The sequence below is a fragment of the Pseudomonas paraversuta genome, from assembly GCF_904063065.1.
Classification (GTDB): Bacteria; Pseudomonadota; Gammaproteobacteria; order Pseudomonadales; family Pseudomonadaceae; genus Aquipseudomonas; species Aquipseudomonas paraversuta.
The window spans coordinates 262,948-287,281 of the sequence record NZ_CAJFCL010000001.1 but is presented as its reverse complement, the minus strand read 5'-3'; the positions used below and the strand labels follow the sequence as shown (position 1 = coordinate 287,281).

Annotated in this window: 25 protein-coding genes; 12 read left to right on the top strand and 13 right to left on the bottom strand. The window is 56.5% G+C overall.

The features are described 5' to 3' along the window. Positions 1-120: 120 nt before the first annotated feature. Complete coding sequence (gntR, locus tag JQ845_RS01325) at positions 121-1,152, bottom strand: HTH-type transcriptional regulator GntR (RefSeq protein WP_003440777.1); 1,032 nt, start codon at positions 1,150-1,152, stop codon at positions 121-123. A 228-nt stretch (positions 1,153-1,380) separates the two neighbouring features. On the opposite strand from gntR, the gene JQ845_RS01320 reads away from it, so the two are divergent. After that, positions 1,381-1,914: a gluconokinase gene (locus tag JQ845_RS01320; RefSeq protein ID WP_003440780.1), complete on the top strand. Its 534-nt coding sequence runs from the start codon at positions 1,381-1,383 to the stop codon at positions 1,912-1,914. Between the two features lie 82 nt (positions 1,915-1,996). Beyond that, positions 1,997-3,349 (top strand): GntP family permease, encoded by a 1,353-nt coding sequence (locus JQ845_RS01315; RefSeq protein ID WP_003440786.1) that lies wholly within the window; start codon positions 1,997-1,999, stop codon positions 3,347-3,349. A gap of 51 nt (positions 3,350-3,400) precedes the next feature. Here the strand turns inward: JQ845_RS01315 and alaC are convergent, their stop codons facing one another. Then, positions 3,401-4,609 carry an alanine transaminase gene (gene alaC / locus JQ845_RS01310; RefSeq protein ID WP_010655918.1) on the bottom strand — a complete coding sequence of 403 codons (1,209 nt, stop codon included), beginning with the start codon at positions 4,607-4,609 and terminating at the stop codon, positions 3,401-3,403. A 189-nt stretch (positions 4,610-4,798) separates the two neighbouring features. Here alaC and JQ845_RS01305 point away from each other — a divergent pair, with 189 nt between their 5' ends. After that, positions 4,799-5,290 (top strand): GyrI-like domain-containing protein, encoded by a 492-nt coding sequence (locus JQ845_RS01305; protein WP_203008020.1) that lies wholly within the window; start codon positions 4,799-4,801, stop codon positions 5,288-5,290. On the opposite strand, the gene JQ845_RS01300 is transcribed toward JQ845_RS01305, so the two are convergent. The 5 genes from JQ845_RS01300 to JQ845_RS01280 form a co-directional block, all read right to left on the bottom strand. Then, on the bottom strand, positions 5,287-5,793 hold the full coding sequence (locus tag JQ845_RS01300; RefSeq protein WP_003440796.1) for a GNAT family N-acetyltransferase: 507 nt from the start codon (positions 5,791-5,793) through the stop codon (positions 5,287-5,289). The genes JQ845_RS01305 and JQ845_RS01300 overlap by 4 nt on opposite strands. A 114-nt stretch (positions 5,794-5,907) precedes the next feature. After that, on the bottom strand, positions 5,908-6,696 hold the full coding sequence (mddA, locus tag JQ845_RS01295) for a methanethiol S-methyltransferase (RefSeq protein WP_203008017.1): 789 nt from the start codon (positions 6,694-6,696) through the stop codon (positions 5,908-5,910). A gap of 143 nt (positions 6,697-6,839) precedes the next feature. Continuing rightward, positions 6,840-8,027 carry a GAF domain-containing sensor histidine kinase gene (locus JQ845_RS01290; protein ID WP_203008014.1) on the bottom strand — a complete coding sequence of 396 codons (1,188 nt, stop codon included), beginning with the start codon at positions 8,025-8,027 and terminating at the stop codon, positions 6,840-6,842. A gap of 154 nt (positions 8,028-8,181) precedes the next feature. Next, positions 8,182-8,487, bottom strand: a complete 306-nt coding sequence (locus JQ845_RS01285) for a PepSY domain-containing protein (protein ID WP_003440805.1) — start codon at positions 8,485-8,487, stop codon at positions 8,182-8,184. Positions 8,488-8,591: 104 nt separating this feature from the next. Beyond that, positions 8,592-9,725, bottom strand: coding sequence for a glycerophosphodiester phosphodiesterase (locus JQ845_RS01280; protein ID WP_003440808.1), 1,134 nt, complete (start codon positions 9,723-9,725; stop codon positions 8,592-8,594). A gap of 136 nt (positions 9,726-9,861) precedes the next feature. Here JQ845_RS01280 and JQ845_RS01275 point away from each other — a divergent pair, with 136 nt between their 5' ends. Next, positions 9,862-10,185, top strand: coding sequence for a DUF2025 family protein (locus JQ845_RS01275; protein WP_003440813.1), 324 nt, complete (start codon positions 9,862-9,864; stop codon positions 10,183-10,185). On the opposite strand, the gene JQ845_RS01270 is transcribed toward JQ845_RS01275, so the two are convergent. Both JQ845_RS01270 and JQ845_RS01265 read right to left on the bottom strand, forming a co-directional pair. Further along, positions 10,182-10,715, bottom strand: coding sequence for a DUF1003 domain-containing protein (locus JQ845_RS01270; protein WP_010655915.1), 534 nt, complete (start codon positions 10,713-10,715; stop codon positions 10,182-10,184). The two genes, JQ845_RS01275 and JQ845_RS01270, sit on opposite strands and share 4 nt — an antisense overlap. A gap of 27 nt (positions 10,716-10,742) precedes the next feature. Then, positions 10,743-11,816 (bottom strand): diguanylate cyclase, encoded by a 1,074-nt coding sequence (locus JQ845_RS01265; protein ID WP_003440819.1) that lies wholly within the window; start codon positions 11,814-11,816, stop codon positions 10,743-10,745. A gap of 289 nt (positions 11,817-12,105) precedes the next feature. Between JQ845_RS01265 and JQ845_RS01260 the strand changes: the two genes are divergently transcribed. Then, positions 12,106-13,155, top strand: coding sequence for an MBL fold metallo-hydrolase (locus JQ845_RS01260; RefSeq protein ID WP_003440836.1), 1,050 nt, complete (start codon positions 12,106-12,108; stop codon positions 13,153-13,155). Positions 13,156-13,157: 2 nt separating this feature from the next. Here JQ845_RS01260 and JQ845_RS01255 read toward each other — a convergent pair whose 3' ends face one another. The 4 genes from JQ845_RS01255 to JQ845_RS01240 all read right to left on the bottom strand — a co-directional run bounded on the left by JQ845_RS01255 (position 13,158) and on the right by JQ845_RS01240 (position 16,096). Beyond that, positions 13,158-13,475 (bottom strand): helix-turn-helix domain-containing protein, encoded by a 318-nt coding sequence (locus tag JQ845_RS01255; RefSeq protein WP_003440839.1) that lies wholly within the window; start codon positions 13,473-13,475, stop codon positions 13,158-13,160. Between the two features lie 249 nt (positions 13,476-13,724). Then, entirely contained in the window at positions 13,725-14,975 is a 1,251-nt protein-coding gene (locus JQ845_RS01250) for a ribonucleotide-diphosphate reductase subunit beta (protein ID WP_003440841.1), read from the bottom strand. 496 nt (positions 14,976-15,471) lie between these two features. Continuing rightward, positions 15,472-15,690: a hypothetical protein gene (locus JQ845_RS01245; RefSeq protein WP_003440844.1), complete on the bottom strand. Its 219-nt coding sequence runs from the start codon at positions 15,688-15,690 to the stop codon at positions 15,472-15,474. A gap of 142 nt (positions 15,691-15,832) precedes the next feature. Continuing rightward, entirely contained in the window at positions 15,833-16,096 is a 264-nt protein-coding gene (locus JQ845_RS01240) for a DUF2790 domain-containing protein (RefSeq protein WP_003440846.1), read from the bottom strand. Between the two features lie 416 nt (positions 16,097-16,512). On the opposite strand from JQ845_RS01240, the gene acs reads away from it, so the two are divergent. From acs to argR, 7 genes are all read left to right on the top strand, one after another. Beyond that, positions 16,513-18,468 (top strand): acetate--CoA ligase, encoded by a 1,956-nt coding sequence (acs, locus tag JQ845_RS01235; RefSeq protein WP_010655912.1) that lies wholly within the window; start codon positions 16,513-16,515, stop codon positions 18,466-18,468. Positions 18,469-18,980: 512 nt separating this feature from the next. After that, entirely contained in the window at positions 18,981-19,766 is a 786-nt protein-coding gene (locus JQ845_RS01230) for an ABC transporter substrate-binding protein (RefSeq protein ID WP_003440850.1), read from the top strand. Positions 19,767-19,857: 91 nt separating this feature from the next. Next, a complete protein-coding gene (locus JQ845_RS01225; RefSeq protein ID WP_003440853.1) occupies positions 19,858-20,547 on the top strand; it encodes an ABC transporter permease in 690 nt (229 codons plus the stop codon). Then, the gene (locus tag JQ845_RS01220; RefSeq protein WP_203008011.1) at positions 20,544-21,242 is read left to right on the top strand and encodes an ABC transporter permease; all 699 of its coding nucleotides are present in this window, start codon (positions 20,544-20,546) and stop codon (positions 21,240-21,242) included. Before JQ845_RS01225 ends, JQ845_RS01220 begins: the two co-directional genes overlap by 4 nt. A 2-nt stretch (positions 21,243-21,244) precedes the next feature. After that, a complete protein-coding gene (locus tag JQ845_RS01215; protein WP_202210960.1) occupies positions 21,245-22,357 on the top strand; it encodes a succinylglutamate desuccinylase/aspartoacylase family protein in 1,113 nt (370 codons plus the stop codon). A gap of 23 nt (positions 22,358-22,380) precedes the next feature. Further along, positions 22,381-23,145, top strand: coding sequence for an ABC transporter ATP-binding protein (locus tag JQ845_RS01210; protein ID WP_003440860.1), 765 nt, complete (start codon positions 22,381-22,383; stop codon positions 23,143-23,145). Positions 23,146-23,267: 122 nt separating this feature from the next. Beyond that, entirely contained in the window at positions 23,268-24,248 is a 981-nt protein-coding gene (argR, locus tag JQ845_RS01205; RefSeq protein ID WP_003440864.1) for a transcriptional regulator ArgR, read from the top strand. Positions 24,249-24,334: the final 86 nt, after the last annotated feature.

Genomic DNA, 24,334 nt, shown 5'->3' with positions numbered 1-24,334 from the left:
GGTAGTTCGCTTGCCAAGGTTATTGCTTGTGAAGTTCAGGCCCTGGGCGGAGGAATTCAGCGCCTTGTTGCCATAAATGGTTACAAATTAGTGCTTTATGCTGCGCCAGCTTAATCGGGGCTAGGTGCTTTCGCGCACCATCAAGTCAAAGCCCATGTCCTGCACCGGGTTGGCAACCCTGTTTCCCGCCATCAACGTGAGCATCTGCTCGGCCGCATGACGGCCAATGGCTTCTCGCGGAGTACGAATGCTGCTGAGGCGCGGCACCATAAACTCGGAGGAGGGAAGGTCATTGAATCCCAGAATGGCAATTTGTCCGGGGATTTTGATGCCGATGCGTGCGGCTTCCAGCAGGGCGCCCTGCGCCAGGTCGTCATTGCCGAAAAATATTGCATCCACCTGCGGATGGTTGGCCAGCAACTGCAAGAACATCTCGCCGCCCAGGCCGACAGAAGAGGGGCGGGGAGTCAGGATTTCCAGGTCGGGGTTGTACAGCCCGGCCTGCTGCAAGGCCAGGCGATAGCCTTCGCCGCGCAAGAGGGTGCGCTGATCAAGCTGTGCACCTATATAGGCAAGTTGGCGGCGGCCCCGTGAAATCAGGTGCCGGGCAGCGGTCTCACCGGCCTTCAACTGTGAAAAACCTACGCAGTTGAGGCCCTCGGCGGCGTCCAGTTCCATCATGTACACGCAGGGCACATTGCTGTTTTCGATCATCCGGCGCGAGCTTTCGGAACGATCAAAACCTGTCAATAACAGACCCCGTGGCTGATAGGCCATGTAGTTGCGCAGCAGGTTTTCTTCTTCGTCCCGTGAGTAGTGAAAGTTGCCGATCAGCACTTCAAAGCCCTTGGGCCGCAGTACGGCATGGATAGCTTCGAGGGTGTCGATAAACAGCAGGTTGGACAATGACGGCACCAGCACCACCACCGAATGGCTCTGCGCCGAAGCCAGCGCCCGGGCAGCCGGATTGACCACATAGTTCAGCTCATCGGCCGCTTTGCGTACCTTTTCCGCCAGCTCGGTGGCAACACTGCTGATCCCGCGCAAGGCCCGCGAGGCGGTAATAGGGCTGACGCCGGCAAGGCGGGCGACTTCATTAAGGGTGGGGCGACCCGTGGTTCGGGTGTTTTTATCGTTTTTAAAGGAGGTCATCGGGCGGCTTGCCAAACAAAAAACAAGTCACTAAGGTAGCGCTGTCCTAGGATCCCCGCAATTGCCTGATTGCGTGTAGGGCAGTTACCCCAGCTTTGTATGTAGAGAGCGCCACCGCGTCTCCCCATAAAAACGAGAAATAGACGTCGGTAGCCTGGTCTTTGTGCTTTGCTTTCAACTATTGAACGCAGCAATAAAGACAGCGCTGTCTACGGACTGAGGTGTTTCATGAGTCAACCTATCACTGCCCTGGTCATAATGGGTGTTGCCGGCTGCGGCAAGTCCAGCGTGAGCCAGGCGTTGTGCCAGCTCAACGGCGCGACCCCGATTGAAGGCGATGCGTTTCACCCTGCGGCCAACATTGCAAAAATGAGTGCAGGTATTCCCCTGACCGATGACGACCGTGCCGGCTGGCTAGACAGCCTGTGCGATGAACTGCGTCGTGCCGTAGCCAAAGGCCAGCATCCGGTCTTGACCTGTTCGGCCCTGAAATTGCGTTATCGCGAGCGTCTGCGCAGTGCGGTCGACGGTCTTGGATTTGTGTTCCTGGAGCTGACGCCAGAGGTTGCCGCTGATCGAGTGGCCCATCGTCCGGGGCACTTCATGCCCAAGACGCTGATCGACAGTCAGTTCGCTGCGCTTGAGTCACCTGTCCATGAGCCCCTGGTGCTGACATTGAATGCCGCGCAACTGGACATCGACCAACTGGCGCGCGCTACCCGTGACTGGTGGCGTGAGCAATCACTGTTGGCAACGTCATGATTTTGTTACAGATAGACAGCGCTACCCGCCTCAGCCATGGCTGCATTTGCGTAGTTGATAACAACAAGACAGGAGACGCCCCATGCTAGGCATGTCCCACAATACCTTTCTGCTGCTTGATGCAGTTGTGACCATTATCGGGCTGATCGTATTGATCACCCGGTTCAAGCTGCATCCGTTTATTGCCTTGATCATCGCCTCTGCGTTTCTGGGCCTGACGGCGGGCATGCCTGCCAACCTGATCATCAAGTCGTTCCAGGATGGTTTTGGCGGCGTGCTGGGCTTTGTCGGGATCATCCTGGCTCTGGGCACCATGCTTGGCAAAATGATGGCTGACTCCGGTGGTGCCGACCAAATCGCCCGTACCCTGATCCGTGCCTTCGGCAAGGAGCGGGTGCAGTGGGCGATGATGTTTGCCGCGTTTTTAGTCGGGATTCCATTGTTTTTCGAGATCGGTTTTGTATTGCTGATCCCGCTGGTATTTATTGTGGCGCGCCGCACCGGAGTATCGATCATAAAAATCGGCATTCCGCTGCTGGCCGGTTTGTCCGCAGTGCACGGCCTGGTGCCGCCGCACCCGGGGCCATTGCTGGCCATTGGCGTGTTCGGTGCTGATATCGGCAAAACCATTCTGTACGGCCTGATCGTCGCGTTGCCGACGGCAATCATTGCCGGTCCGATCTACGGCACTTTCATTGCCAAATACATTCCCGGCACTCCATCCCAGGAATTGATGGACCAACTGGCGAGCGAACCTGAGTCCAGCAGCCTGCCGAGCTTCAGCATTACTCTGATCACCGTGCTGTTGCCGGTGTTCCTGATGTTGCTCAAGACGTTCGCGGACGTGGCGTTGCCCGATGGCAACTTCTTCCGTGTCTGGATGGACATGATCGGTCACCCGATCAGCGCCCTGTTGCTGGCTTTGTTGTTGGCGCTGTACACCTTTGGTGCACGCCAGGGCATCGACTCCAAGCGCATTCTCAAGTTGCTCGACGCGAGTCTGGCGCCCACCGCAGCGATCATTCTGATCATTGGTGCGGGCGGCGGTTTCAAGCAGATGCTGGTAGCCAGCGGTGTGGGTGATGTGATCGGTCACATGGCGGTCAACGCGCAGATCTCGCCGATCTTGCTGGCGTGGCTGGTGGCTGCGGTGATCCGCATTGCAACCGGTTCTGCCACTGTTGCAACTATTACCGGGGCGGGGATTGTGTTGCCGGTGGTGGATTTGATTCCCGGGGTTAACCGGGAACTGCTGGTACTGGCAACAGGTGCAGGTTCGCTGATTTTGTCCCACGTCAACGATGCGGGTTTCTGGCTGGTGAAGCAGTACTTCAACATGACCGTGGCTGAAACCTTCAAGACCTGGACTGCGATGGAAACCATTCTGTCGATCGTGGCCCTGATCTTTATCTTGCTGCTGTCGCTGGTGATTTAAAGCCTTCTGCTGCGCCAGGAGCGAGCCCGCTCCTGGCGCAGATAAGAAACCTCAGTTGGCGCTCACGCCATCCGCCCGGAACATCGCGCGAATACCACGCAAGGCCTGACGGATGCGGTCCTGGTTTTCAATCAGGGCAAAGCGCACATGATCATCCCCGTACTCACCAAATCCTACGCCTGGTGAGACACAAACCTTGGCGTCCGCCAGCAGCTTCTTGGCAAACTCCAGTGAGCCCAAGTGTGCATAGGCCTCGGGAATCTTGGCCCAGACATACATCGAGGCTTTCGGGTTTTCGACCATCCATCCCAGTTCATGCAAGCCTTTGACCAGCACGTTACGGCGTTGCCGGTACTGCTCTGCAATATCCTTCACGCATTGCTGGTCGCCTTCGAGGGCAGCAATTGCCGCGACCTGCAGCGGGGTAAAAGTACCGTAGTCGTGGTAACTCTTGATCCGTGCCAGGGCGTTGACCAGCTCTGCATTGCCCACCATAAAGCCGATACGCCAGCCTGCCATGTTGTAGCTTTTTGACAGGGTGAAGAACTCAACCGCAATGTCCTTGGCGCCCGGTACCTGCATGATCGACGGGGCTTTCCAGCCGTCGTAGACGATGTCTGCATAGGCCAGGTCGTGAACCACCAGCACATCGTATTGCTTGGCCAGGGCCACCACGCGCTCGAAGAAGTCCAGTTCGACACACTGGGCCGTGGGGTTGGACGGGAACCCAAGGATCATCATTTTGGGCTTTGGAATCGAGCCGCGAATGGCTTTTTCCAGTTCGGCAAAGAAGTCTACGCCGGGAATCAGGGGTACCGAGCGCACCTGGGCGCCGGCAATCACGGCACCGTAAATGTGAATCGGGTAGCTGGGGTTCGGCACCAGCACCGTGTCGCCCTGATCCAGCGTGGCGAGCATCAGGTGCGCCAGGCCTTCCTTGGAACCGATGGTAACAATGGCTTCGTGTTCGGGGTCGATTTCAACGTTATAGCGGTCGGCATACCAGCGAGAAATGGCCCGGCGCAGGCGTGGGATTCCGCGGGAAGTTGAGTAGCCGTGGGTGTCTTCACGCTGTGCGACGGTGCAAAGTTTTTCGACAATATGCGGTGGCGTCGGGCCGTCGGGGTTGCCCATGCTGAAGTCGATAATGTCTTCGCCACGGCGCCGTGCCGCCATTTTCAGCTCGGCAGTGATGTTGAATACATAAGGGGGGAGTCGATCTATGCGCGCAAAGCGGCGCGGCGAACCTTGGTCTGCCATGTGTGCCTCTGGTACGTAAGCGCCCGGAACCGTCCGAGCGACGCTGACCACTGCGGTGGTCTGGGCGAGACAATAAAGGCGCTGATGGCCTTTTGTCCAGATACAAGTTTTTGACCTGTCATCACCCCCGGGTTTTTTGTTCCTATACTGACCCGATCCGTTTCCTACTCACTCAATGAGCACGATCTTATGGAACAGGCAGAGAAGTTCGATTTACCAGCCCCGCGATTTACCAAAGGTCACTTTCAGTTGATTGCCGGTTTGGGCGGACGTTTTACCCAGGAGAGTGCTGAGCAGATTCCACTGCTGTGGGAACAGTTTCTGCCGGAAAGCGATAACATCCCCTGCAAAGTTGGCGATGAAACCTATGGCGTTTGCTGTAACCCGGATGGCCAGGGCGGCTTCGAGTACATCGCCGGGGTTGCCATCAGCAAGCTGGATGACTTGCCTGAGCGCTATCGCTGGATTGAGCTGCAAGAACAGGAGTACGCCGTATTCGAGCATCGTGGCTCGCTGGCCGGTTTGAGTCAGACCTTTCAGTCGATCTGGAAAGACTGGCTGCCCCAATCATCCTATGAAGCCGCGGATGCTCCAGAGTTCGAGCGCTACAGTGCCGACTTCAATCCGCATACCGGTGCCGGTCTGTTGGAGATCTGGTTGCCGGTCAAGCCGCGGTCCTAGCTCGCCTGAGCATGTGTGCCGTGGGCCTCGGCCAGATCGAGCACCAGGCGTCGCTCACCCAGATATGCCTCGCCACATTCAACCCAGCCCTGGCTCAGGTAAAAGGCCAGTGCGCTGGTATTGAAAGGGCTGACAGACAGCATCAACTGCCGGATCTCGGGCCATAGCAGACTGACTGCCAGGGGCAGTTGCCGCAGGCAGGCTTTGCCCAGGCCCTGGCCTTGTACTCGCTTGTCGACCTGCAATGCATGCAGGGTGGCGCAATCAGCTTCAGCCCAATGGGCCAAAAGCGGCTTGCGCCTGAGCAGCAAGAAGGCCACTGGCCGCTCATCACCCAAGAGTACGAAACCTTTGATCCCCGGATGGGGTTCGGCCGGCAGTGAATACAAGGCTGACTCGATGTTGCCCGAGTAGGCGATTTGTTCAGCATGAACTTCAAGCGTCTGTAACTGCTCGAGTTGGCGCGGTGTCAGGTCTTCATAGGCACAGAGTCGGGTGTTCATGCTGGGGTTCTGTCGAAGTGCAATGGGGGCCACCGAACCGTTGGTTCAGTGGCCGTTTGAAGATCACGTCAGTTTCTACCCATCTGCAGTTCAAATACAGAAAATATCCGCATATCAGTCCTGAGGGTCAGGCTTGCGATGTGGAAAGGGCAGTAACATGCCGACGGTTTTTTGATAGTGGCGGTATTTCTCACCAAATATTTCGACCAGGTCTTTTTCTTCCAGGTACGAGCCAATCATGATGTAAACCGTACTGGTCAGCGCAAACACCAGATGCCCGACAGTCATGGCGGGCGTGGCCCAGAATGCGATCAAAAAGCCCAGGTACAGCGGGTGGCGTACGATTTTGTAGAGCAGTGGGGTCTTGAAGGTACTGTCCACTGCTCTGGGTTTTCGCAAGGTATCGAGGGCCTGCTTGATCCCGAATAGCTCAAAATGGCTGATCAACGCGGAAGCCAGGAATACCAGGCCCCATCCGAGCCAGAACAGGCCACTGAGCAGCCCGGTGGCCAAGGGTGAATCGACCTTCCAGACCAGGGTGTCGATCGGCTGCCACCACCAGCACATCAATGCCAGAACCGCACTGGAAGCCAGTACATAGGTAGCGCGTTCAATCGGGGCAGGCACGAAATTTTGCCACCAGAGTTTGAAGCTTTTACGGGCCATGACGCTATGTTGTACGGCAAACAGACTGATCAACAGCACATCGACGAGAAGTGCCTGCGGCCACGGAATTCCCGGGCCTGAATCAATACTTTTGGGAACGGCTACATTGCCCAGAAAGCCTATGAAGTAGAGAAAGCCCAGCAGGAAACACAGGTAACAGAGCAGGCTGTAGAGCAGGCAGGCAATTTTTGCTGTGGGCCTGAGGGGGCGAGGTTTGTGTTCGGATCTGGTCAACATGAACGAGTCCTTTCGAAGATGGAAAAACAGAGCTACACGTCCTCCAACTTAGTTCATATCGGCCAGCTGGCCCGCGCCAGTGGTCGGCGCCAAAAAATCACTCCCCGTGCAATGCGGCTCCTGGTTGCGGCGAAAACTGCCCGTCACGAGCCAGGTTGCGCCTCGAATTCAAAGGTAAAGACCGTACCCTGCTGTTCATTGGAAATCACCTCGACATGGCCGCCATGGGACAGGGCGATCTGGCTGGCAATGTACAGGCCCAGCCCCAGCCCGGCCTGTGGTGTGTCGTTAGCGGGACGGTAGTAGGGTTGAAACAGGTACGGCATGACCTCTGCCGGAATGGGCGGCCCCTGATTGGTGACGCTAAGCCTAAAGACCCGGTCAAGGATCCGGGCTTCGACGTGAACCGGATCGGTGGCAGAACCATGGGTGATGGCGTTGGCCAGCAGATTGGAAAGCAGTTGTGCCAAACGGCCGCTGTCACAGCGAATGCTGTCCAGTGGCTCTATTTGTAACTGAATCAGGCGGTGGGGATGAACGCTTTGTACTTCCGAGATGACATGCCGCAACACTTGATCGAGGTCGGAGCATTCGCGCAGCGTCAAGGGAATTCCGCCACCGAGTCGGCCACGGGCAAAGTCCAGTACATCTTCTACCAGCTGCGAAGCGCGATAGCCGCAGGTCAGAATGTGTTGCACCAGATGCTCGGTCTTCGGATCGGGGTGTTTGTGCAATAGACGTTCGGCTGCTGTGGTAATGGAGAATAACGGGTTGCGTAAATCGTGGCCTATGACGGCAATGAACTGCTCGCGCAATTCAGCATTTTCACGCTCCTTGATCAGTGCCATCTCTGTGCGCTGCAAGTTTTCTTCGGCTTCAATTTGCAGCGAAAGCAGGCGCGAAAATGACTCCATCGTCGATTGTATGGCGCTGTTTTTGAGCCTTGCGGGTTCCGGGTCCAGGGCGCAGAGGGTGCCGAAGAACGTGCCGTCAGTGCGAAATACCGGAATCGTAATGTAACTCTCGAAGCGATACATTTTGGGTGTGGCATGGTGTTGGTACATCGGATCTGCGCTGGCCTGATCGATGATGATCGGCAGGTGTGAGGTCATGCTTTCAAAGCACAAGGTACTGATCAGATCCAGTTCCCCGCCGGCCTGCAAGCCAAAACCCAGGTTGTCGAGCACCGCGCACGCGGTCCAGGTTTGTTGGGTGACACGCGCAACGGCGGCAAAGCGCATTCCGGTCATTTCAGTGATGACCTGAAGAATCGCCGGTACGGCACTGATCCGGTTAATCGTCGCGATGTCGGCGGCCGTACTGTGCCCCATGGGAAATGTTCTCGCAGAAAAAACCTGATTCTAGCCAGAACAACTGGAGCTCGTGCAAATTCATACTGGGTGAGTGTGAAAGTCCGAGGAGAGCAGGGGTAATAAAAAAGCCGCGCCCCTCATGACGAGGGGCGCGGCTTTTTATTTATGCGACTCAAGTATCTTGTTTGTCTTGCAGCACTTCGGCGGTTTTTGCATCGAGGTCTACATCCCACTTGATGCCTTTGGCGTCACGCAGTTCAACCTCATAAACCAGTTTGCCGTAGGAGTGATCCAGCTCGGTGTCGACAATGGTCGAACCGGGGTGTTTATCCAGTGCCGCTTGATTGAGTTTTTCAAATGAAGCGATCTCACCCGATTTGAGCAGGCCCGGAATATGGTCGGGGCGTACATCGGCCTGGGCCAGGCCGGCAGTCAGGGTCAGGGCGGCAGCGGCGAACATCAGGTTAAGTGGTTTCATGTTTAATCCCTCCAGGGTGAACTCTTTAAGTGGGATCAGATTAACCATGACAACTTAATTAATCCTTAATTTTCGCCCTGTGTCTGAATCACTTACTCAAGTTCTTAGTAGCCGTTCTGTTCCAGTAGTTGGTTCACGCTCTTTGTCGCGGGGCGCTGGTAGTACTTGAGCAGTTCGCTGGCGCGGTTAGTGAAGATGCCGTCTACGCCGACATCCATGGCCTTCTTGAAGTCCACTGGCTCGTCAAGGGTGTAGACATGGACCAGCATGCCTTTGTCGTGGGTCGCCTGGTTCATCCACGGCTGAATCAGGTCGAAATAGCTCTGGGCACCTCCCGCGGTCAAGGCCGCAGACGGGCCTGTGCCGATGGCACCGTTGGCCTTGGCAAAGTCGAGCCACTGCATGAACTCGGCTTTGTCCCTGGGTTGAAGTCTGGCGTAATAGGCTGCTTTGTCCTTCGCGCCCGAGTCGGCAAAGCTGACGCTGGAGTTTGCTGCCATGCCGCCTTCGCCGACCCACAGGAGCAAGATTTTTGGTGTTTCGGGCATTTCTTTTTGCAGTAATTCAAGGCTGCTTTTTTCAAAGGTTTGCAGCATCACCCGGCCTTTGCCTTCACCGGTTTGAAGCGCACCCTTGTCAGCAGTTGAAACGACCGGTTTTAGCCAGCCGCGTTCGCCCAGCTTGTTTTTCAGGTCGCGCTCAATACCCGGAAACTGCTTGGGCTCTTTTGTTTCGATGTACAGGCCTGGCTTGTGCTGCGGGTTGCCCTGGGCAATATCGATAATTTCGTCCAGCGTCAGGATTGGCAGTCCGACATAGGCGGGGCGGGCGCGGTCAGGATAGGCCTGGTTGAACCAGCTACCGGCATCCAGGGTTTTCAGCTCTGCCAGGGTGAAGGCGCTGGCCGGGCTGTCTTTGCGCTCGGGGAATTTTTGCGCAACATCCGTGGTGCGTAACAAGCTGTTGTCATGTAGCGCAAACAGCACTCCGTCTTTACTGCGTTGCAGATCCATCTCCAGGTAGTCGGCACCCAGGTCACGGGCAAGCTTGTAGGACGCAGCGGTAGACTCCGGTGCGTCGAAAGATGCCCCTCGATGGGCGATGACTGCCGGATGCGGGATGCCATGAGCGCTGGCCAGGGCTGCTTCGGATGCGTCTGGGGCGCTGGCGGCGTGTGCGCAACCCATTCCTAGCAGCAAGCTCAGCAGTAGAGTGCTTTTGGCAAAAGTAACAGGCATTGTTGAGGTCCTTGGTATTAGAAAATTTGTGCAGTACTCTTGATGTCATCAGCGTCCCCGGCAGAGGGATGAGTGTTAAATCTTGCGTGTAAATCATCGACCCTAGAGCCTTCCTGGCTCTTCAGTGAGGTTTACCATGCGCATCACTTCGCAGCTAATCTGCCAGGCCGCCGATCTACTTTACGGTTTTGTCGGTTTCAATCGTAAGACTCAACAGTACATTGTTCGTTTCAGTGAAGATTCTTTCGGGATGGATGTCGCCGACGACAACATCACGCCTGCTTGCGAGTTCGTCTGGCAGCCCGCGGCGCAGGACACCATGACACTCAAGCGCGAGCTGATCCAGTTGTTACTGGAGCAGAATATCGACGACCGCCTGAACATCACCGAGCCTTTGCGTGTGTACATGCAACGTCAGGACTTGCCTGAAATTACCGCGGTACGCCGCTGTGTCAGTTAAGGCGCCTTGCGCACCAGATGCTGGTGCATTTCCGAGGTCAGGCTTTCAATTCGCTCGGTCAGTTGCTTGGTCATTTCGGTCAGCCGGGTGTTTTGCTCCAGCAACGTCATGATTTTCTCATTGGTTTGCGCTGCAGCGGCTTGTCTCTCGGTATTGGCCACGGCCAGTGCTTCACGGTGCTGGGCGTCAGCATCTGCCTGGGCCTTGTCCCGTGCCGCCTGGCGGGTTTGCGCCAACAAAATCAAGGGGGCGGCGTAAGCCGATTGCAGGCTGAAAGCCAGATTGAGCAGGATGAACGGGTAGATATCAAAATGCGTCACGCCAAACAGGTTCAAACACACCCATATCACCACGATCAATGTCTGGGCGCCTAGAAAGGTGGGCGTGCCAAAAAAACGGGCAAAGGCTTCGGCTCTCAAGGCGAACTTGTCACTGCCGAAAGTAGGTTCCAGGTGGGCGTGGGCTCGATGAAAACGTAGGTGGTCAACTTTTTCAGGGGCGTGCGCAGTGTCGTTTTTATCTGTATTCACAGGGCTCTCGCTCTTGTTTTGCGTGCTTTATGGCTTGCTCAAGACTATATCCATCAGCGTGTCTGCGGCTCCGAGGCTGATCTTGTTACGACCGGTATTCTTGGCGATGTATAACGCTTTGTCGGCTTCATTCAGCCACATCGAAGCATCCTGATATTCGGGCCGGAAAGCTGCCAGGCCGATGCTCAAGCTTGCGCGCAACTCAGGTTCATCGCAGTGCCGGTAATTACTGAACAACTGGCTCAATCGCTCCATGATTTCCTGCGCTTGGGCCAGTGAGCGATCAGGCAAAATGACGCAGAATTCATCACCGCCATAACGCCCGGCCAGGTCTTCTACGCGCAGGTTATCTTTGAGTTCGTTGCTCAACTCGCGCAGCACGCCGTCGCCTACGATATGTCCGTGGGTGTCATTGATGCGCTTGAAGTGGTCAATATCAATCAACACCAGGGTGGCAGTGGAATGTGTCTGCTTGCAGTGTTGGAAGCTGATTTGCAGCAAGTCTTTCCATGAGCCGTGGTTGAGCAGGCCGGTCAGGCTATCGGTACGGCTCAGGGCGCGCAGCGTACGTTTGTGCTCGGCCAGTTTGGTCGCCAGTTGATAGCTGATCATGCCCACGGCGAACGGATAGAGCGTCAACATGGGCAAGCAGGCATAGATTTGTATTGCCGTGGTGTCCGGGTTGAAGGCCGCGCCAAATAACAGCCATGACAGCAGGACTCCGGCCAATTGTGCCAGCAGCCCGCGGATCAGCATTTTGGGGCCGCCGACGGCTACGTTGTTCATGATCATCATCGACAGGATGGTCACTGTCGGCAGCGGATTGAACTGCATGCTGGCGGCCCAGAAGCCTCCGAACAAAGAGTCAATCAGCATGTTGTGGCGTTCGGCCCGATACGGGTAAATAGAACGGCAAGACAATTGAAAGGCCAGGTGTGGCCAGATAAAGCCGTTGATCAGCAACAGCCCCCATACCCAGGTCGGCAAGTTGAGGGGGTAGATGGCAGCCATCACGCTGAAGCAGCCAATCGCCAGGCCAATGCTTCGCGGCAAATAAATTCGCCGGGCGAACGACAAACCTTTGCCTTTTTGATTGTCCATAGTTATCCGGCAGATGTCTGGATAGTGGAGTGCGTCTTTGCCATGGGACAGCACTGCTGATCTTTGATATTCAGCGAGTAGCGCGTTGTGGATTTTTACGCTGGCCACATCCGGATAACAACTCAGCGTGTGGGGCCGTTCTCATCAATACTGGTTCCGTTGGTATCGGCAGGCCGGTCGCTGTGACTCTGGAGTCTTCAATGCAGCCTGCGAATGCGCTGAGTTACGTTTGACCCTCTACGGCTCGAAAAGCAAGCCTGATAATCATTCATTACTGAGGTTTGAAAGAATGACACGCGACTCAGCCAGTTCAGAGGCGCTTAAACCCGCAGAGCGTCATCAAGGAGCATTTCGCAACCAGCAGGCACGGCCGCCTTCCAGTCTGGGCAAGACGCTGGGGATTTTCTGGAAGATGTTCTTCCATAAACCTGCGAATACACGCCCGGCAGGGGCGGTTCCGGTCAACTCATTGAGTCGCCGGCAATTGGAGGAGGCGCCGGATTTTAGTGTCTACCGGTTGGGGCATTCGACCCTCTTGCTCAAACTCAAAGGCAAATACTGGCTGACCGACCCGGTGTATGCCGAGCGCGCCTCGCCGTTCCAGTGGGCGGGCCCCAAGCGTTTTCATGCGCCACCCATCAGCCTGGATGAGCTTCCGCCCCTGGAAGCAGTGATCCTGTCACACAATCACTACGATCATCTTGATCAAAAGACGGTGTTGCAGCTGGCCGCCAAAACCAGGCATTTTCTGGCCCCGCTGGGAGTGGGGGACTTGCTGGTCAAGTGGGGAGTCCCCGCCAGTAAAGTTCAGCAACTGGATTGGTGGCAGCAAACACAGCTGGCAGGCATTCGTTTTATAGCTACTCCGTGCCAGCATTTTTCTGGTCGCGGGTTGTTTGATCACAACCAGACGCTCTGGGTGTCGTGGGTCATGATCATTGACGAAGTACGGATTTTCTTCAGTGGTGACTCCGGGTATTTCGACGGTTTCAAACTGATCGGTGAACAGTTTGGGCCGTTTGATCTGACCCTGATGGAAACGGGGGCCTATAACGTCGACTGGCCTGACGTGCACATGCAGCCCGAGCAGACCTTGCAGGCCCATATCGACCTGAAAGGTCGCTGGTTGTTGCCTGTCCACAACGGCACCTTCGATCTGGCCTTTCATGCCTGGCATGAGCCTTTTGACCGTATCGTGGCGCTGGCGGAGCAACGCAATATTCTGATCACAACGCCATCAATGGGGGAGGCGTTCAACCTGTTGCAGCCTCACCCCGGGCGTGCATGGTGGCTGGAAGTACAAACCATGCAGGACACCCCGGGCAAGAATGGCAAATAAGCTTATTCAAGCAGTGCGAAGTCTTCACGTCCTGTCGGATCGGGGGTTGTGCCGCGGATGTTGCCGCCGCGACCTGGCGCGAACCCCGGGAAGAACACCAGGCCTTCTGCTTCCAGGCTATAAGCCAGAGCCAGTCGAGTGACATCGCGAATGGGCTCGCCGGCTTCAAAACGCTGGATGGCGGGGACTGAAACCCTGGATTTCTGACTCAGTTGCTCGAAACTCCAGTCGAGCATTTGCCGCGCCTGGGTGCAGTGCAGCGGGGTGAATTGATTGATGATGATGCGTTCCAACGTACTGTGCATGGCTGGATTGGGCATGACGATTCTCCGGGGCTGAGTCAGTGCTTGAAAATATACTGTGTTTTTATACAGTTGTTTTTAAAGGCAATCAAACCCGTTTTTCTGATCAGTTCCGGGGTGGAGCTCTCACCCGAAAAGCCCCCGTTTCAGGCGTTTTGCATTACAGGTAACAGTCGAAAATTTCGATACGTGCACGACAAATATTGCGCCCAATAAAAAGGGCCGCCTCGCGGCAGCCCTTTTAAACAGCGTATGACCAAACCGGAATCAATCCCAGCTCAGTGCGCCGCCAGTCTGGTACTCGATAACCCGTGTCTCGAAGAAGTTTTTCTCTTTCTTCAAGTCCATGATTTCGCTCATCCATGGGAACGGGTTAGTGGTGCCCGGGTATTCTTCTTTCAGGCCGATTTGCGACAGGCGGCGGTTGGCGATGAACTTGAGGTAGTCCTCCATCATGGCCGCGTTCATGCCCAATACACCGCGTGGCATGGTGTCACGTGCGTATTCGATTTCCAGCTGAGTACCCTGCAGGATCATCTGCGAGGCCTCTTCCTTCATTTCAGCGTCCCACAGGTGCGGGTTTTCGATTTTGATCTGGTTGATCACATCGATGCCGAAGTTAAGGTGCATGGATTCGTCGCGCAGGATGTACTGGAACTGCTCGGCGACGCCGGTCATCTTGTTGCGACGACCCATCGACAGGATCTGGGTGAAGCCGCAGTAGAAGAAGATGCCTTCCAGAACGCAGTAGTAAGCGATCAGGTTGCGCAGCAGTTCCTTGTCGGTTTCAACGGTGCCGGTTTCGAACTTCGGATCGGAGATCGAACGGGTGTACTTCAGGCCCCAGGTAGCTTTTTTAGCGACCGACGGGATCTCGTGGTACATGTTGAAGATCTCGCCTTCATCCATGGCCAGGGATTCAATGCAGTACTGGTAGGCGTGGGTGTGGATCGCCTCTTCGAACGCCTGGCGCAGGATGTACTGGCGGCATTCCGGGTTGGTGATCAGGCGGTATACGGCCAGTACCAGGTTGTTGGCAACCAGGGAGTCGGCGGTGGAGAAGAAGCCCAGGTTGCGCATCACGATGCGGCGTTCGTCGTCGGTCAGGCCTTCCGGGTTTTTCCAGAGGGCGATGTCGGCGGTCATGTTGACTTCTTGCGGCATCCAGTGATTTGCGCAACCGTCCAGATACTTCTGCCATGCCCAGTCGTACTTGAAGGGTACGAGCTGGTTAAGGTCGGCGCGGCAGTTGATCATCATCTTTTCATCGACGGCAACGCGGGCGCTGGCGCCTTCGAGCTCGGCCAGGCCTTCCGCGATGTCGAGATTGTCCAGGGCTGCCTTGGCGCGCTGGATTGCAGCGGAGTCAGAAGCAGTGACTGCACGGGCTTCCTGAGCCGCAACGCCGCCAGCAGCGTCAAGGCGGTCCATGTTGGCTTCGGTTGCGTGGCCGGCATTGGCGCCTTTGACAGCGACTTCACCTTCCTCTTCTTTGTCGAATTCGTCCCAGCTCAGCATGACGTGTCGTCTCCTGCGTGAGGGCCTGTGCCCGTGTGGTAACACTGATTGTTTGGTTGTCACACGGCCATAGGCCACTTGGATCTAAGAAATGTTGCTGCAGTAGCGATGTACGCACGCAAAAACATGAATATATTCGGGGGCTGTCCCGGCTGTCGCTGAGGGGATGCTGTCTGTTCAGCATCTCACCCTGGCCCAGAAGGCCGGAGCTACGTGGATTACAGCCCGCTCAAGGGGTATGGAACACCCTTTGGATGGCGGCAGTATACGGCTTTTGTACAGGGTATTTCAGCCAGTTTTTTTTCGTACGATGCGACGAAATGCCCTAAATCCGGCCTGGACTTAAGCATGGCCGTTGCTGGGCGAGGGTTTGCTTGCGAGGAAGTATTTCTGGTGTGTACCGGGGACCACGAATGTGGTGTGGCTTTGATGGGGCGAGGGGCGGTGGCGGGGCAGACTACGCCCGGTCGAAACCGGGCATCAAGTCGATACGCTGTCAGCTCAGGCGATGGCCGTTGGTGCGATCGTAGCCGTCTTCGGCAAAAGTGGCCGAGCGGGTGCTGTCGTAACCGTCTTCAGCGAAGCTGGCCGAGCGGGTGTTGTCATAGCCGTCTTCAGTAAAGGTCGCTGAATGGGTGTGGTCATAACCGTCAGCGGCAAAGGCGCTGCCTGCAAGTACAGACATGCTTAAAGCCAATATTAATGCGCGTTTCATGGGTTTAACTCCTGGCGATTGAGGCGCAGGCAGGCAACTTTTCAATGCGTAATAAATAGCGCTGTAAGTTGCAATAAAGTGCCGCGTTGGATCGCGTTAACAAGGGATGTAATTAAGTAGCGGGGGATTTGTAAGTTGCGGATCAGCCGTTGGAACAGCCGTTGCCCATTACCCGGTATTCAAGGATGTGCTGGGTGCCTTGCGAGTCTTCGTAGACCATCTGGGCCGGCACCACTTCGCAAACACTGGGGATTTCGCTCATGGAGATGACCTTGGCGATATCCAGCTCGGAAGAGTAGGAGTACTGTTCTACGGCGGGTTGCGGGTGTCCGGCAGGCATAGTTGCTTCATCCGCCAGGGCGGTTAAACACACACTGCTGAGGGCCAGAACTAACAACGCTTTCATTTCGTAATTACCTGTTTTTGGTCGAGTGGGATCACACAGCCCTTGTGGGGCTGCGTGTAAAACTTGATGAGTTAAGAGCGATTAAACATGCCTTCGTGGGGGCTGTAACTTGTATCAATCGCAGTGCCTTGGTTGGCGAGGTCAATTTTAGGCCCGGGCGGTACAGGCATAAAGAGGGGGTTTTGATAAAGACTGTTGACAGATTCTGCAACAATCGTCGAAAACAGACCCGGATTTGGTTTTTGGCAATTCCTGAATCAAAGGATAAAGCGCTGTAAGTACTGTGCTTGAGGCTTCGGCAGAGAAATCAGGGTTTTCCCGGGTATTTCTTACTACCAACGTCGAATGGATCTCATGCCCCGGCCCGGCTAAAACAGGGTCATAAAACAACAACTACAAACATCGAGGTATGAAACATGAGTGCCGCTTCCCTGTATCCCGTACGCCCTGAAGTAGCAGCCAATACGCTGACCGATGAGGCGACCTACAAGGCGATGTACCAGCAGTCCGTGGTCAATCCCGATGGCTTCTGGCGCGAGCAGGCTCAGCGTCTCGACTGGATCAAGCCGTTCACCACCGTCAAGCAGACCTCTTTCGACGACCACCATGTCGATATCAAATGGTTCGCCGACGGCACGCTTAACGTTTCCTACAACTGCCTGGATCGCCACCTTGCCGAGCGCGGCGATCAGGTTGCGATTATCTGGGAGGGCGATGATCCTTCCGAGCAGCGCAACATCACCTACCGCGAACTGCACGAAGAAGTGTGCAAGCTCGCCAACGCGTTGCGCGGTCAGGACGTTCACCGTGGCGACGTAGTAACTATCTATATGCCGATGGTGCCCGAAGCTGTGGTCGCCATGCTGGCCTGTACCCGGATCGGTGCCATTCACTCGGTGGTGTTCGGTGGCTTCTCGCCCGAGGCGCTGGCAGGACGCATCATCGACTGCAAGTCCAAGGTGGTGATTACTGCCGACGAGGGCGTGCGCGGCGGCAAGCGTACGGCGCTCAAGGCCAATGTCGATGTGGCACTGACCAACCCTGATACCTCGAGCGTGCAGAAAATCATCGTGTTCAAGCGTACCGGCGGCGATATCGCCTGGTACAAGCACCGAGACATCTGGTATCACGACTTGATGGCCGTGGCTTCCACCCACTGCGCACCAAAAGAGATGGGCGCCGAAGAAGCGTTGTTCATCCTTTATACCTCCGGCTCCACCGGCAAGCCCAAAGGGGTGCAACACACCACGGGCGGTTATCTGCTGTATGCCGCGCTGACCCATGAACGCGTATTCGACTATCGTCCCGGCGAGGTCTACTGGTGCACGGCTGACGTCGGCTGGGTAACCGGTCACACCTATATCGTCTACGGCCCCCTGGCCAATGGCGCGACCACAGTGCTGTTCGAAGGCGTGCCGAACTATCCGGACATCACCCGGGTGTCGAAAATTGTCGACAAGCACAAGGTCAACATCCTCTACACCGCGCCAACGGCCATTCGCGCCATGATGGCCGAAGGTCAGGCTGCGGTTAAGGATGCTGACGGTTCAAGCCTGCGTCTGCTGGGTTCGGTAGGTGAGCCGATCAACCCGGAAGCCTGGAACTGGTACTACACAACCGTGGGTAAAGAGCGTTGCCCCATCGTTGATACCTGGTGGCAGACTGAAACCGGTGCTTGCATGATGAGCCCGCTGCCAGGAGCCCATGCGCTCAAGCCGGGTTCTGCGGCGCGTCCATTCTTCGGTGTGGTGCCGGGGCTGGTGGACAACCTGGGCAACCTGATTGAAGGCGCGGCGGAAGGCAACCTGGTGATCCTGGATTCGTGGCCGGGTCAGGCACGCACCCTGTATGGCGATCACGACCGTTTTGTCGATACCTACTTCAAGACCTTCCGCGGCATGTACTTCACGGGTGACGGGGCCCGTCGCGACGAAGACGGTTACTACTGGATCACCGGCCGGGTGGACGATGTGCTTAACGTTTCTGGCCATCGCATGGGGACCGCCGAGATCGAAAGCGCGATGGTGGCTCACCCGAAAGTCGCCGAGGCGGCTGTCGTAGGCGTGCCCCACGACATCAAGGGGCAGGGCATTTATGTCTACGTCACCCTCAATGGCGGTGAAGCGCCAAGTGAAGAGCTGCGTCTGGAGTTGAAAAACTGGGTGCGTAAAGAGATAGGTCCGATTGCCTCGCCGGATGTCATCCAGTGGGCGCCAGGCTTGCCGAAAACCCGATCCGGCAAAATCATGCGCCGTATCCTGCGCAAGATCGCCACCGGTGAATATGACGGTCTGGGGGATATTTCCACCCTGGCCGACCCGGGTGTGGTGCAGCATTTGATCGAAACCCACAAGAGCATGAAGCAGGCATAAACCTTCTTTGCGCTCCCGAACCCCGCCCGGCATTGCCCGGCGGGGTTTTTATTTGGCCGCTGGCGGAGTTGGGGGTGCCTCGGGCAGTGTTACCGCAGGTGTAACCAGGCGCACAAAAACGGGGCCTTGCGACACCAAAAGCACCGTTTTAGAGCTGTTTTGACTCCCCTGAAAAATAAGATGAAACGCTACACTTGCCGGAATAGAAGGCTTTGCGAATAATAGGCCCGCTATTTGCAACTCACATAGGTTCTATGTCTTTTGCTCTTGCATGAATTCGAAGAGCTGTCAATGACTGGAGTCGCATTTCTCGATGCATCTGTAATTTGTTGTCGCATTGGAGAAATAACGGCTTGAAGCCTGTCGTTAGAATGCCGATCACTCGCTCGTCGTCGTTGTGCTGATATCAGTGCATCGCCAGTAGGACGTGGCGCCGCATTCCCGGTTTAACCTCCGCATCTTGGGCTAACGCTCATTCTGCATTTATTGCCCTTTACCGATGGAGTCCTAAGATGAAGAAACTCGTGCTTCTTGGCGCCCTGGCACTGTCCGTGCTGTCCCTGCAGGCTTTCGCTGATCAAAAACCGCTGAAAATCGGTATTGAAGCCGCTTATCCTCCGTTTGCCTCCAAGGCGCCGGATGGCAGCATCGTAGGTTTTGACTATGACATCGGTAATGCTCTGTGCGAGCAGATGCAGGTCAAGTGTGTGTGGGTCGAACAAGAATTCGACGGCCTGATTCCGGCGCTTAAAGTGCGCAAGATCGACGCCATCCTGTCCTCGATGTCGATTACCGAAGACCGCAAAAAGTCTGTCGACTTCACCAACAAGTACTACCTCACTCCGGCGCGTCTGGTGATGAAGGACGGTGCTGTGGTCAGCGACAGCCTTGACGAGCTCAAGGGCAAGAAAATCGGCGTGCAGCGCGGTTCGATTCACGACCGTTTCGCCAAGGAAGTCTTTGCACCCAAAGGCGCAACCGTCGTGCCTTACAGCTCGCAAAACGAAATCTACCTGGACATCGAAGCCGGTCGCCTTGATGGCACCGTGGCCGACGCCACCCTGCTCAATGACGGTTTCCTGAAAACCCCGGCTGGCAAAGGCTATGCCTTCGTAGGCCCGCAATTCACCGACGTCAAATACTTCGGTGACGGCGTGGGTATCGCGGTACGCAAGGGCGACAAAGAGCTCAAAGACAAGATCGACACCGCGATCACGGCTCTTCGTGACAACGGTAAATACAAGCAAATCCAGGACAAATACTTCGACTTCGATATTTACGGCCCAGAAGCCAAGTAAACCGTCGCAGCGGTAAGTCCGAAATGGCGCAAGCAACAGGATCTCTGAAGTTTGCGCCATTTTTTCATCCTAATTTTCGAGGACCTGAATCATGTTGAAAGGCTACGGGGCTGTCATCCTCGATGGCGCTTGGCTGACGCTTCAGCTCGCCTTGTCGTCCATGGCCCTGGCCATTGTTCTAGGTCTGATCGGTGTTTCCTTGCGCCTGTCGCCGGTGCGCTGGCTGGCCTGGTTGGGCGATCTGTATTCAACGGTTATCCGCGGGATACCCGATCTGGTGTTGATCCTGCTGATTTTCTATGGCGGTCAGAATTTGCTGAACAACGTTGCGCCGATGCTGGGCCATGACGATTACATTGACTTGAACCCTCTGGCTGCGGGTATCGGCACCCTGGGCTTTATTTTTGGTGCATACCTGTCCGAAACCTTTCGCGGGGCCTTCATGGCGATCCCCAAAGGTCAGGCCGAGGCGGGCATGGCTTATGGCATGAGCAGCTTTCAGGTGTTTTTCCGGGTATTGGTACCGCAGATGATTCGCCTGGCGATTCCGGGGTTCACCAATAACTGGCTGGTACTGACCAAGGCGACGGCCCTGATTTCGGTGGTCGGCTTGCAAGACATGATGTTCAAGGCCAAGCAGGCGGCGGATGCCACCCGCGAACCCTTTACTTTCTTTCTGGCCGTGGCGGCGATGTACCTGGTGCTGACCAGTGTTTCGCTGTTGGCGCTGCGACAACTTGAGAAACGCTACTCGGTAGGCGTAAAGGCGGCTGATCTATGATCTTCGACTACAACGTCATTTGGGACAGCATGCCGCTGTACCTGGATGGGCTGCTGGAAACCCTTAAACTGCTGGGCATCTCGCTGTTTTTCGGTTTGCTGGTGGCTGTGCCGCTGGGTTTGATGCGGGTCTCCAAGAAGTCCTGGGTCAACTTTCCGGCCTGGCTGTACACCTATGTGATTCGCGGTACGCCGATGCTGGTCCAGCTGTTTTTGATCTACTACGGTCTGGCTCAGTTCGAGGCCGTGCGTGACAGCTTCCTGTGGCCGCTACTGTCCAGTGCGACCTTCTGTGCCTGTCTGGCGTTTGCCATCAACACCAGTGCCTACACCGCCGAAATCATTGCCGGTAGCCTCAAGGCCACACCCAATGGCGAGATCGAGGCAGCAAAGGCCATGGGCATGTCGCGCTACAAAATGTATCGCCGTATTCTGCTGCCGTCGGCCATGCGCCGGGCACTGCCGCAATACAGCAACGAAGTGATCATGATGTTGCAGACCACCAGCCTGGCTTCCATCGTGACGCTGATCGACATCACAGGTGCGGCACGCACGGTCAACGCGCAGTACTACCTGCCGTTCGAGGCCTATATCACCGCCGGTGTGTTTTACCTGTGCCTGACGTTCATTCTGGTGCGCCTGTTCAAACTGGCCGAGCGCCGCTGGCTGGGCTACATGGCCCCGCGCAAGGCCTGACCATGGAACGTATCGATCATGTACTGCCGTGGAGCAGCCTGGGAACCGAGCGCCAGCTGACGGTGTTCCGTTTCGGTACCGGCGAGCGCAAGGCCTACATTCAGGCCAGCCTGCATGCTGATGAGCTGCCGGGCATGCGTTGCGCCTGGGAACTGAAAAAGCGCCTGACCGAGCTTGAGTTGCAGGGCGCCCTGAACGGCGTGATCGAACTGGTGCCTGTGGCCAATCCGCTGGGGTTGGGGCAGTTGCTGCAAGGCAACCACCAGGGGCGTTTCGAGTCCGGCAGCGGCAAGAACTTCAACCGCGATTTCGTTGAGTTGAGTGCCCCCGTGGCAGCTGCGCTGCAAGGGTGTCTGGGGGATGATCCCCATGCCAATATCCGCCTGATCCGTCAGGCGATGCTTGATGTGCTGGAGCAATTGCCACCTGCTGCGAGCCAGTTGCAGGGCCTGCAGCGGGTGCTGTTGAGCCATGCCTGTAATGCGGACATCGTGCTCGACCTGCATTGCGATGCGGAAGCGGCGTTGCACATGTACGCCTTGCCCCAGCATTGGCCGCAGTGGCGCTCCCTGGCCGCGCATCTGAACATGCGGGTTGGATTATTGGCCGAAGACTCCGGCGGCAGCTCGTTCGATGAAGCCTGTTCGTTGCCGTGGTTGCGCTTGCAGCGCCAGTTCGCCGATGCACAGATTCCCCTGGCGTGCATGGCTACCACCCTGGAGCTGGGCGGGCAGTCCGATACCGGACGTCCAGAGGCCCAGGCGTATGCCGAAGCCATTCTGGCGTTTCTGGCCGAGCAAGGTTTGATTACCGGGGACTGGCCGGCCGCGCAGCACCCGGCGTGCGAAGGCATGCCGTTCGAAGGCACCGAACTGTTGTATGCACCGCACCCCGGTGTGGTGAGCTTTTTACGTCCGGCGGGCGCCTGGGTTGAAGCCGGCGAGCCGCTGTTTGAAGTGATTGATCCTTTATCTGACCGGGTCAGTACGGTATGCGCGGGTACGGCCGGCGTATTATTTGCCGTTGAGCGACTGCGTTATGCCCAACCCGGTTTCTGGCTGGCTAAAGTGGCGGGGCGTGAGCCTCTGCGTCACGGGCGCTTGCTCAACGACTGACTGTTTTTGTGAGAACCGACAACATGTACAAACTTGAAGTCCAAGATCTGCATAAACGCTATGGCAGTCACGAAGTGCTCAAAGGCGTTTCGCTGGCCGCCAAAGCAGGTGATGTGATCAGCATCATCGGTTCCAGTGGCTCTGGCAAAAGTACCTTTTTGCGGTGCATCAACCTGCTTGAGCAGCCCCATGCCGGCAAAATCCTGCTCAATGGCGAAGAACTCAAGCTGATTGCCAACAAGGACGGCGCGCTCAAGGCCGCTGATCCCAAGCAATTGCAGCGCATGCGTTCGCGACTGTCGATGGTGTTCCAGCATTTCAATCTGTGGTCGCATATGACTGCGCTGGAAAACATCATGGAAGCACCGGTGCATGTACTGGGCATGTCCAGGGCCGAGGCCCGGGAAAAGGCCGAGCATTACCTGAACAAAGTGGGTGTTTCCCATCGCAAGGACGCTTACCCGGGGCATATGTCCGGTGGCGAACAGCAGCGTGTGGCGATTGCCCGGGCGCTGGCGATGGAGCCTGAAGTCATGTTGTTCGACGAGCCGACTTCAGCCCTCGACCCGGAGCTGGTGGGTGATGTGCTGAAAGTGATGCAGGATCTGGCACTCGAAGGCCGGACCATGGTTGTGGTGACCCACGAAATGGGCTTTGCCCGTGAAGTGTCCAACCAGTTGGTGTTTTTGCACAAAGGCATTGTTGAAGAAAGCGGCGATCCGCGTGAAGTACTGGTAAACCCGCAATGCGAGCGTTTGCAGCAATTCCTGTCAGGCAGCTTGAAATAACTGCAGCTATAAGACTGCCTCTGTGCACCAAAATAGGTCATGCTCCGCGTCTCGCGCAGTTGGCCCAGGCTGAGTGTTGGCGCATTTGGTTTTCCTTCTGTTTTCGTTCCGGATAGCACGCTATGACCGCCCATCGAATTGGTTTCCTTATTTGGCCCAGCACCAAAGCCTTGACCCTGGCGCTGGCAGAGGAAGCGTTGCGTGTTGCTCAGCGCGTGCACCCCGAAGTCGTTTACGAGTTGCTGTTTTTACAGGCCGAACCGCCGGCAGAGGGCGCCTGGCAGTTGCCCGGTGAACCCTGGACGGGCAAGCTGGAAGGCTGCCAGAAACTGTTTTTGCTGGCTGACGAACCCCCGGCGACCATCGCGCCGGCCCTGAGCAGCGCACTCAAGCAATTGGTGCGCGCGGGCTGTGTGATTGGCGGGCTGTCGGCAGGGGTTTACCCGCTGGCGCAAATAGGTTTGCTCGATGGTTATCGTGCTGCCGTGCACTGGCGCTGGCAGGATGATTTCGCCGAGCGCTTCCCCAAGGTGATTGCCACCAGTCACTTGTTTGACTGGGACCGCGATCGTCTGAGTGCTTGCGGCGGCCTGTCGGTACTGGATCTGCTGCTTGCAGTGCTGGCCCGGGATCATGGTGCCGAGCTGGCGGGCGCGGTCTCCGAAGAACTGGTGGTGGAGCGCATTCGTGAAGGCGGCGAGCGCCAGCGTATTCCTCTGCAAAACCGTCTGGGTTCGAGCCATCCCAAGCTGACCCAGGCCGTGCTGCTGATGGAAGCCAACATTGAAGAGCCGCTGACCACCGACGAAATTGCCCAGCATGTCTGCGTGTCTCGCCGGCAACTGGAGCGGATATTCAAACAATACTTGAATCGTGTTCCGAGCCAGTACTATCTGGAGTTGCGTCTGAACAAGGCGCGTCAGATGCTGATGCAAACCAGCAAGTCGATCATTCAGATCGGCCTTTCGTGCGGCTTTTCATCGGGGCCGCATTTTTCCAGCGCCTATCGCAACTTCTTTGGCGCAACGCCTCGTGAAGATCGCAATCAGCGTCGCAGCAGCAGCCCGTTCGAATTGTCATCGGCGCCTGCCGAGCGCGGCTGAGAGTCAGCGGCCTGGTTTGCCTGAGTGCGCCCCGCAACAGGATGAGCAATCAAAGTGCGTTGATGCTGCCGAAAAGTCGGCCCAGC

What these genes read in the sequence shown, in the direction of transcription:
- gntR (WP_003440777.1), bottom strand. Translation starts at nt 1,152, where the DNA reads ATGACCTCCTTTAAAAACGATAAAAACACCCGAACCACGGGTCGCCCC.
- JQ845_RS01320 (WP_003440780.1), top strand. Translation starts at nt 1,381, where the DNA reads ATGAGTCAACCTATCACTGCCCTGGTCATAATGGGTGTTGCCGGCTGC.
- JQ845_RS01315 (WP_003440786.1), top strand. Translation starts at nt 1,997, where the DNA reads ATGCTAGGCATGTCCCACAATACCTTTCTGCTGCTTGATGCAGTTGTG.
- alaC (WP_010655918.1), bottom strand. Translation starts at nt 4,609, where the DNA reads ATGGCAGACCAAGGTTCGCCGCGCCGCTTTGCGCGCATAGATCGACTC.
- JQ845_RS01305 (WP_203008020.1), top strand. Translation starts at nt 4,799, where the DNA reads ATGGAACAGGCAGAGAAGTTCGATTTACCAGCCCCGCGATTTACCAAA.
- JQ845_RS01300 (WP_003440796.1), bottom strand. Translation starts at nt 5,793, where the DNA reads ATGAACACCCGACTCTGTGCCTATGAAGACCTGACACCGCGCCAACTC.
- mddA (WP_203008017.1), bottom strand. Translation starts at nt 6,696, where the DNA reads ATGTTGACCAGATCCGAACACAAACCTCGCCCCCTCAGGCCCACAGCA.
- JQ845_RS01290 (WP_203008014.1), bottom strand. Translation starts at nt 8,027, where the DNA reads ATGGGGCACAGTACGGCCGCCGACATCGCGACGATTAACCGGATCAGT.
- JQ845_RS01285 (WP_003440805.1), bottom strand. Translation starts at nt 8,487, where the DNA reads ATGAAACCACTTAACCTGATGTTCGCCGCTGCCGCCCTGACCCTGACT.
- JQ845_RS01280 (WP_003440808.1), bottom strand. Translation starts at nt 9,725, where the DNA reads ATGCCTGTTACTTTTGCCAAAAGCACTCTACTGCTGAGCTTGCTGCTA.
- JQ845_RS01275 (WP_003440813.1), top strand. Translation starts at nt 9,862, where the DNA reads ATGCGCATCACTTCGCAGCTAATCTGCCAGGCCGCCGATCTACTTTAC.
- JQ845_RS01265 (WP_003440819.1), bottom strand. Translation starts at nt 11,816, where the DNA reads ATGGACAATCAAAAAGGCAAAGGTTTGTCGTTCGCCCGGCGAATTTAT.
- JQ845_RS01260 (WP_003440836.1), top strand. Translation starts at nt 12,106, where the DNA reads ATGACACGCGACTCAGCCAGTTCAGAGGCGCTTAAACCCGCAGAGCGT.
- JQ845_RS01255 (WP_003440839.1), bottom strand. Translation starts at nt 13,475, where the DNA reads ATGCCCAATCCAGCCATGCACAGTACGTTGGAACGCATCATCATCAAT.
- JQ845_RS01250 (WP_003440841.1), bottom strand. Translation starts at nt 14,975, where the DNA reads ATGCTGAGCTGGGACGAATTCGACAAAGAAGAGGAAGGTGAAGTCGCT.
- JQ845_RS01245 (WP_003440844.1), bottom strand. Translation starts at nt 15,690, where the DNA reads ATGAAACGCGCATTAATATTGGCTTTAAGCATGTCTGTACTTGCAGGC.
- JQ845_RS01240 (WP_003440846.1), bottom strand. Translation starts at nt 16,096, where the DNA reads ATGAAAGCGTTGTTAGTTCTGGCCCTCAGCAGTGTGTGTTTAACCGCC.
- acs (WP_010655912.1), top strand. Translation starts at nt 16,513, where the DNA reads ATGAGTGCCGCTTCCCTGTATCCCGTACGCCCTGAAGTAGCAGCCAAT.
- JQ845_RS01230 (WP_003440850.1), top strand. Translation starts at nt 18,981, where the DNA reads ATGAAGAAACTCGTGCTTCTTGGCGCCCTGGCACTGTCCGTGCTGTCC.
- JQ845_RS01225 (WP_003440853.1), top strand. Translation starts at nt 19,858, where the DNA reads ATGTTGAAAGGCTACGGGGCTGTCATCCTCGATGGCGCTTGGCTGACG.
- JQ845_RS01220 (WP_203008011.1), top strand. Translation starts at nt 20,544, where the DNA reads ATGATCTTCGACTACAACGTCATTTGGGACAGCATGCCGCTGTACCTG.
- JQ845_RS01215 (WP_202210960.1), top strand. Translation starts at nt 21,245, where the DNA reads ATGGAACGTATCGATCATGTACTGCCGTGGAGCAGCCTGGGAACCGAG.
- JQ845_RS01210 (WP_003440860.1), top strand. Translation starts at nt 22,381, where the DNA reads ATGTACAAACTTGAAGTCCAAGATCTGCATAAACGCTATGGCAGTCAC.
- argR (WP_003440864.1), top strand. Translation starts at nt 23,268, where the DNA reads ATGACCGCCCATCGAATTGGTTTCCTTATTTGGCCCAGCACCAAAGCC.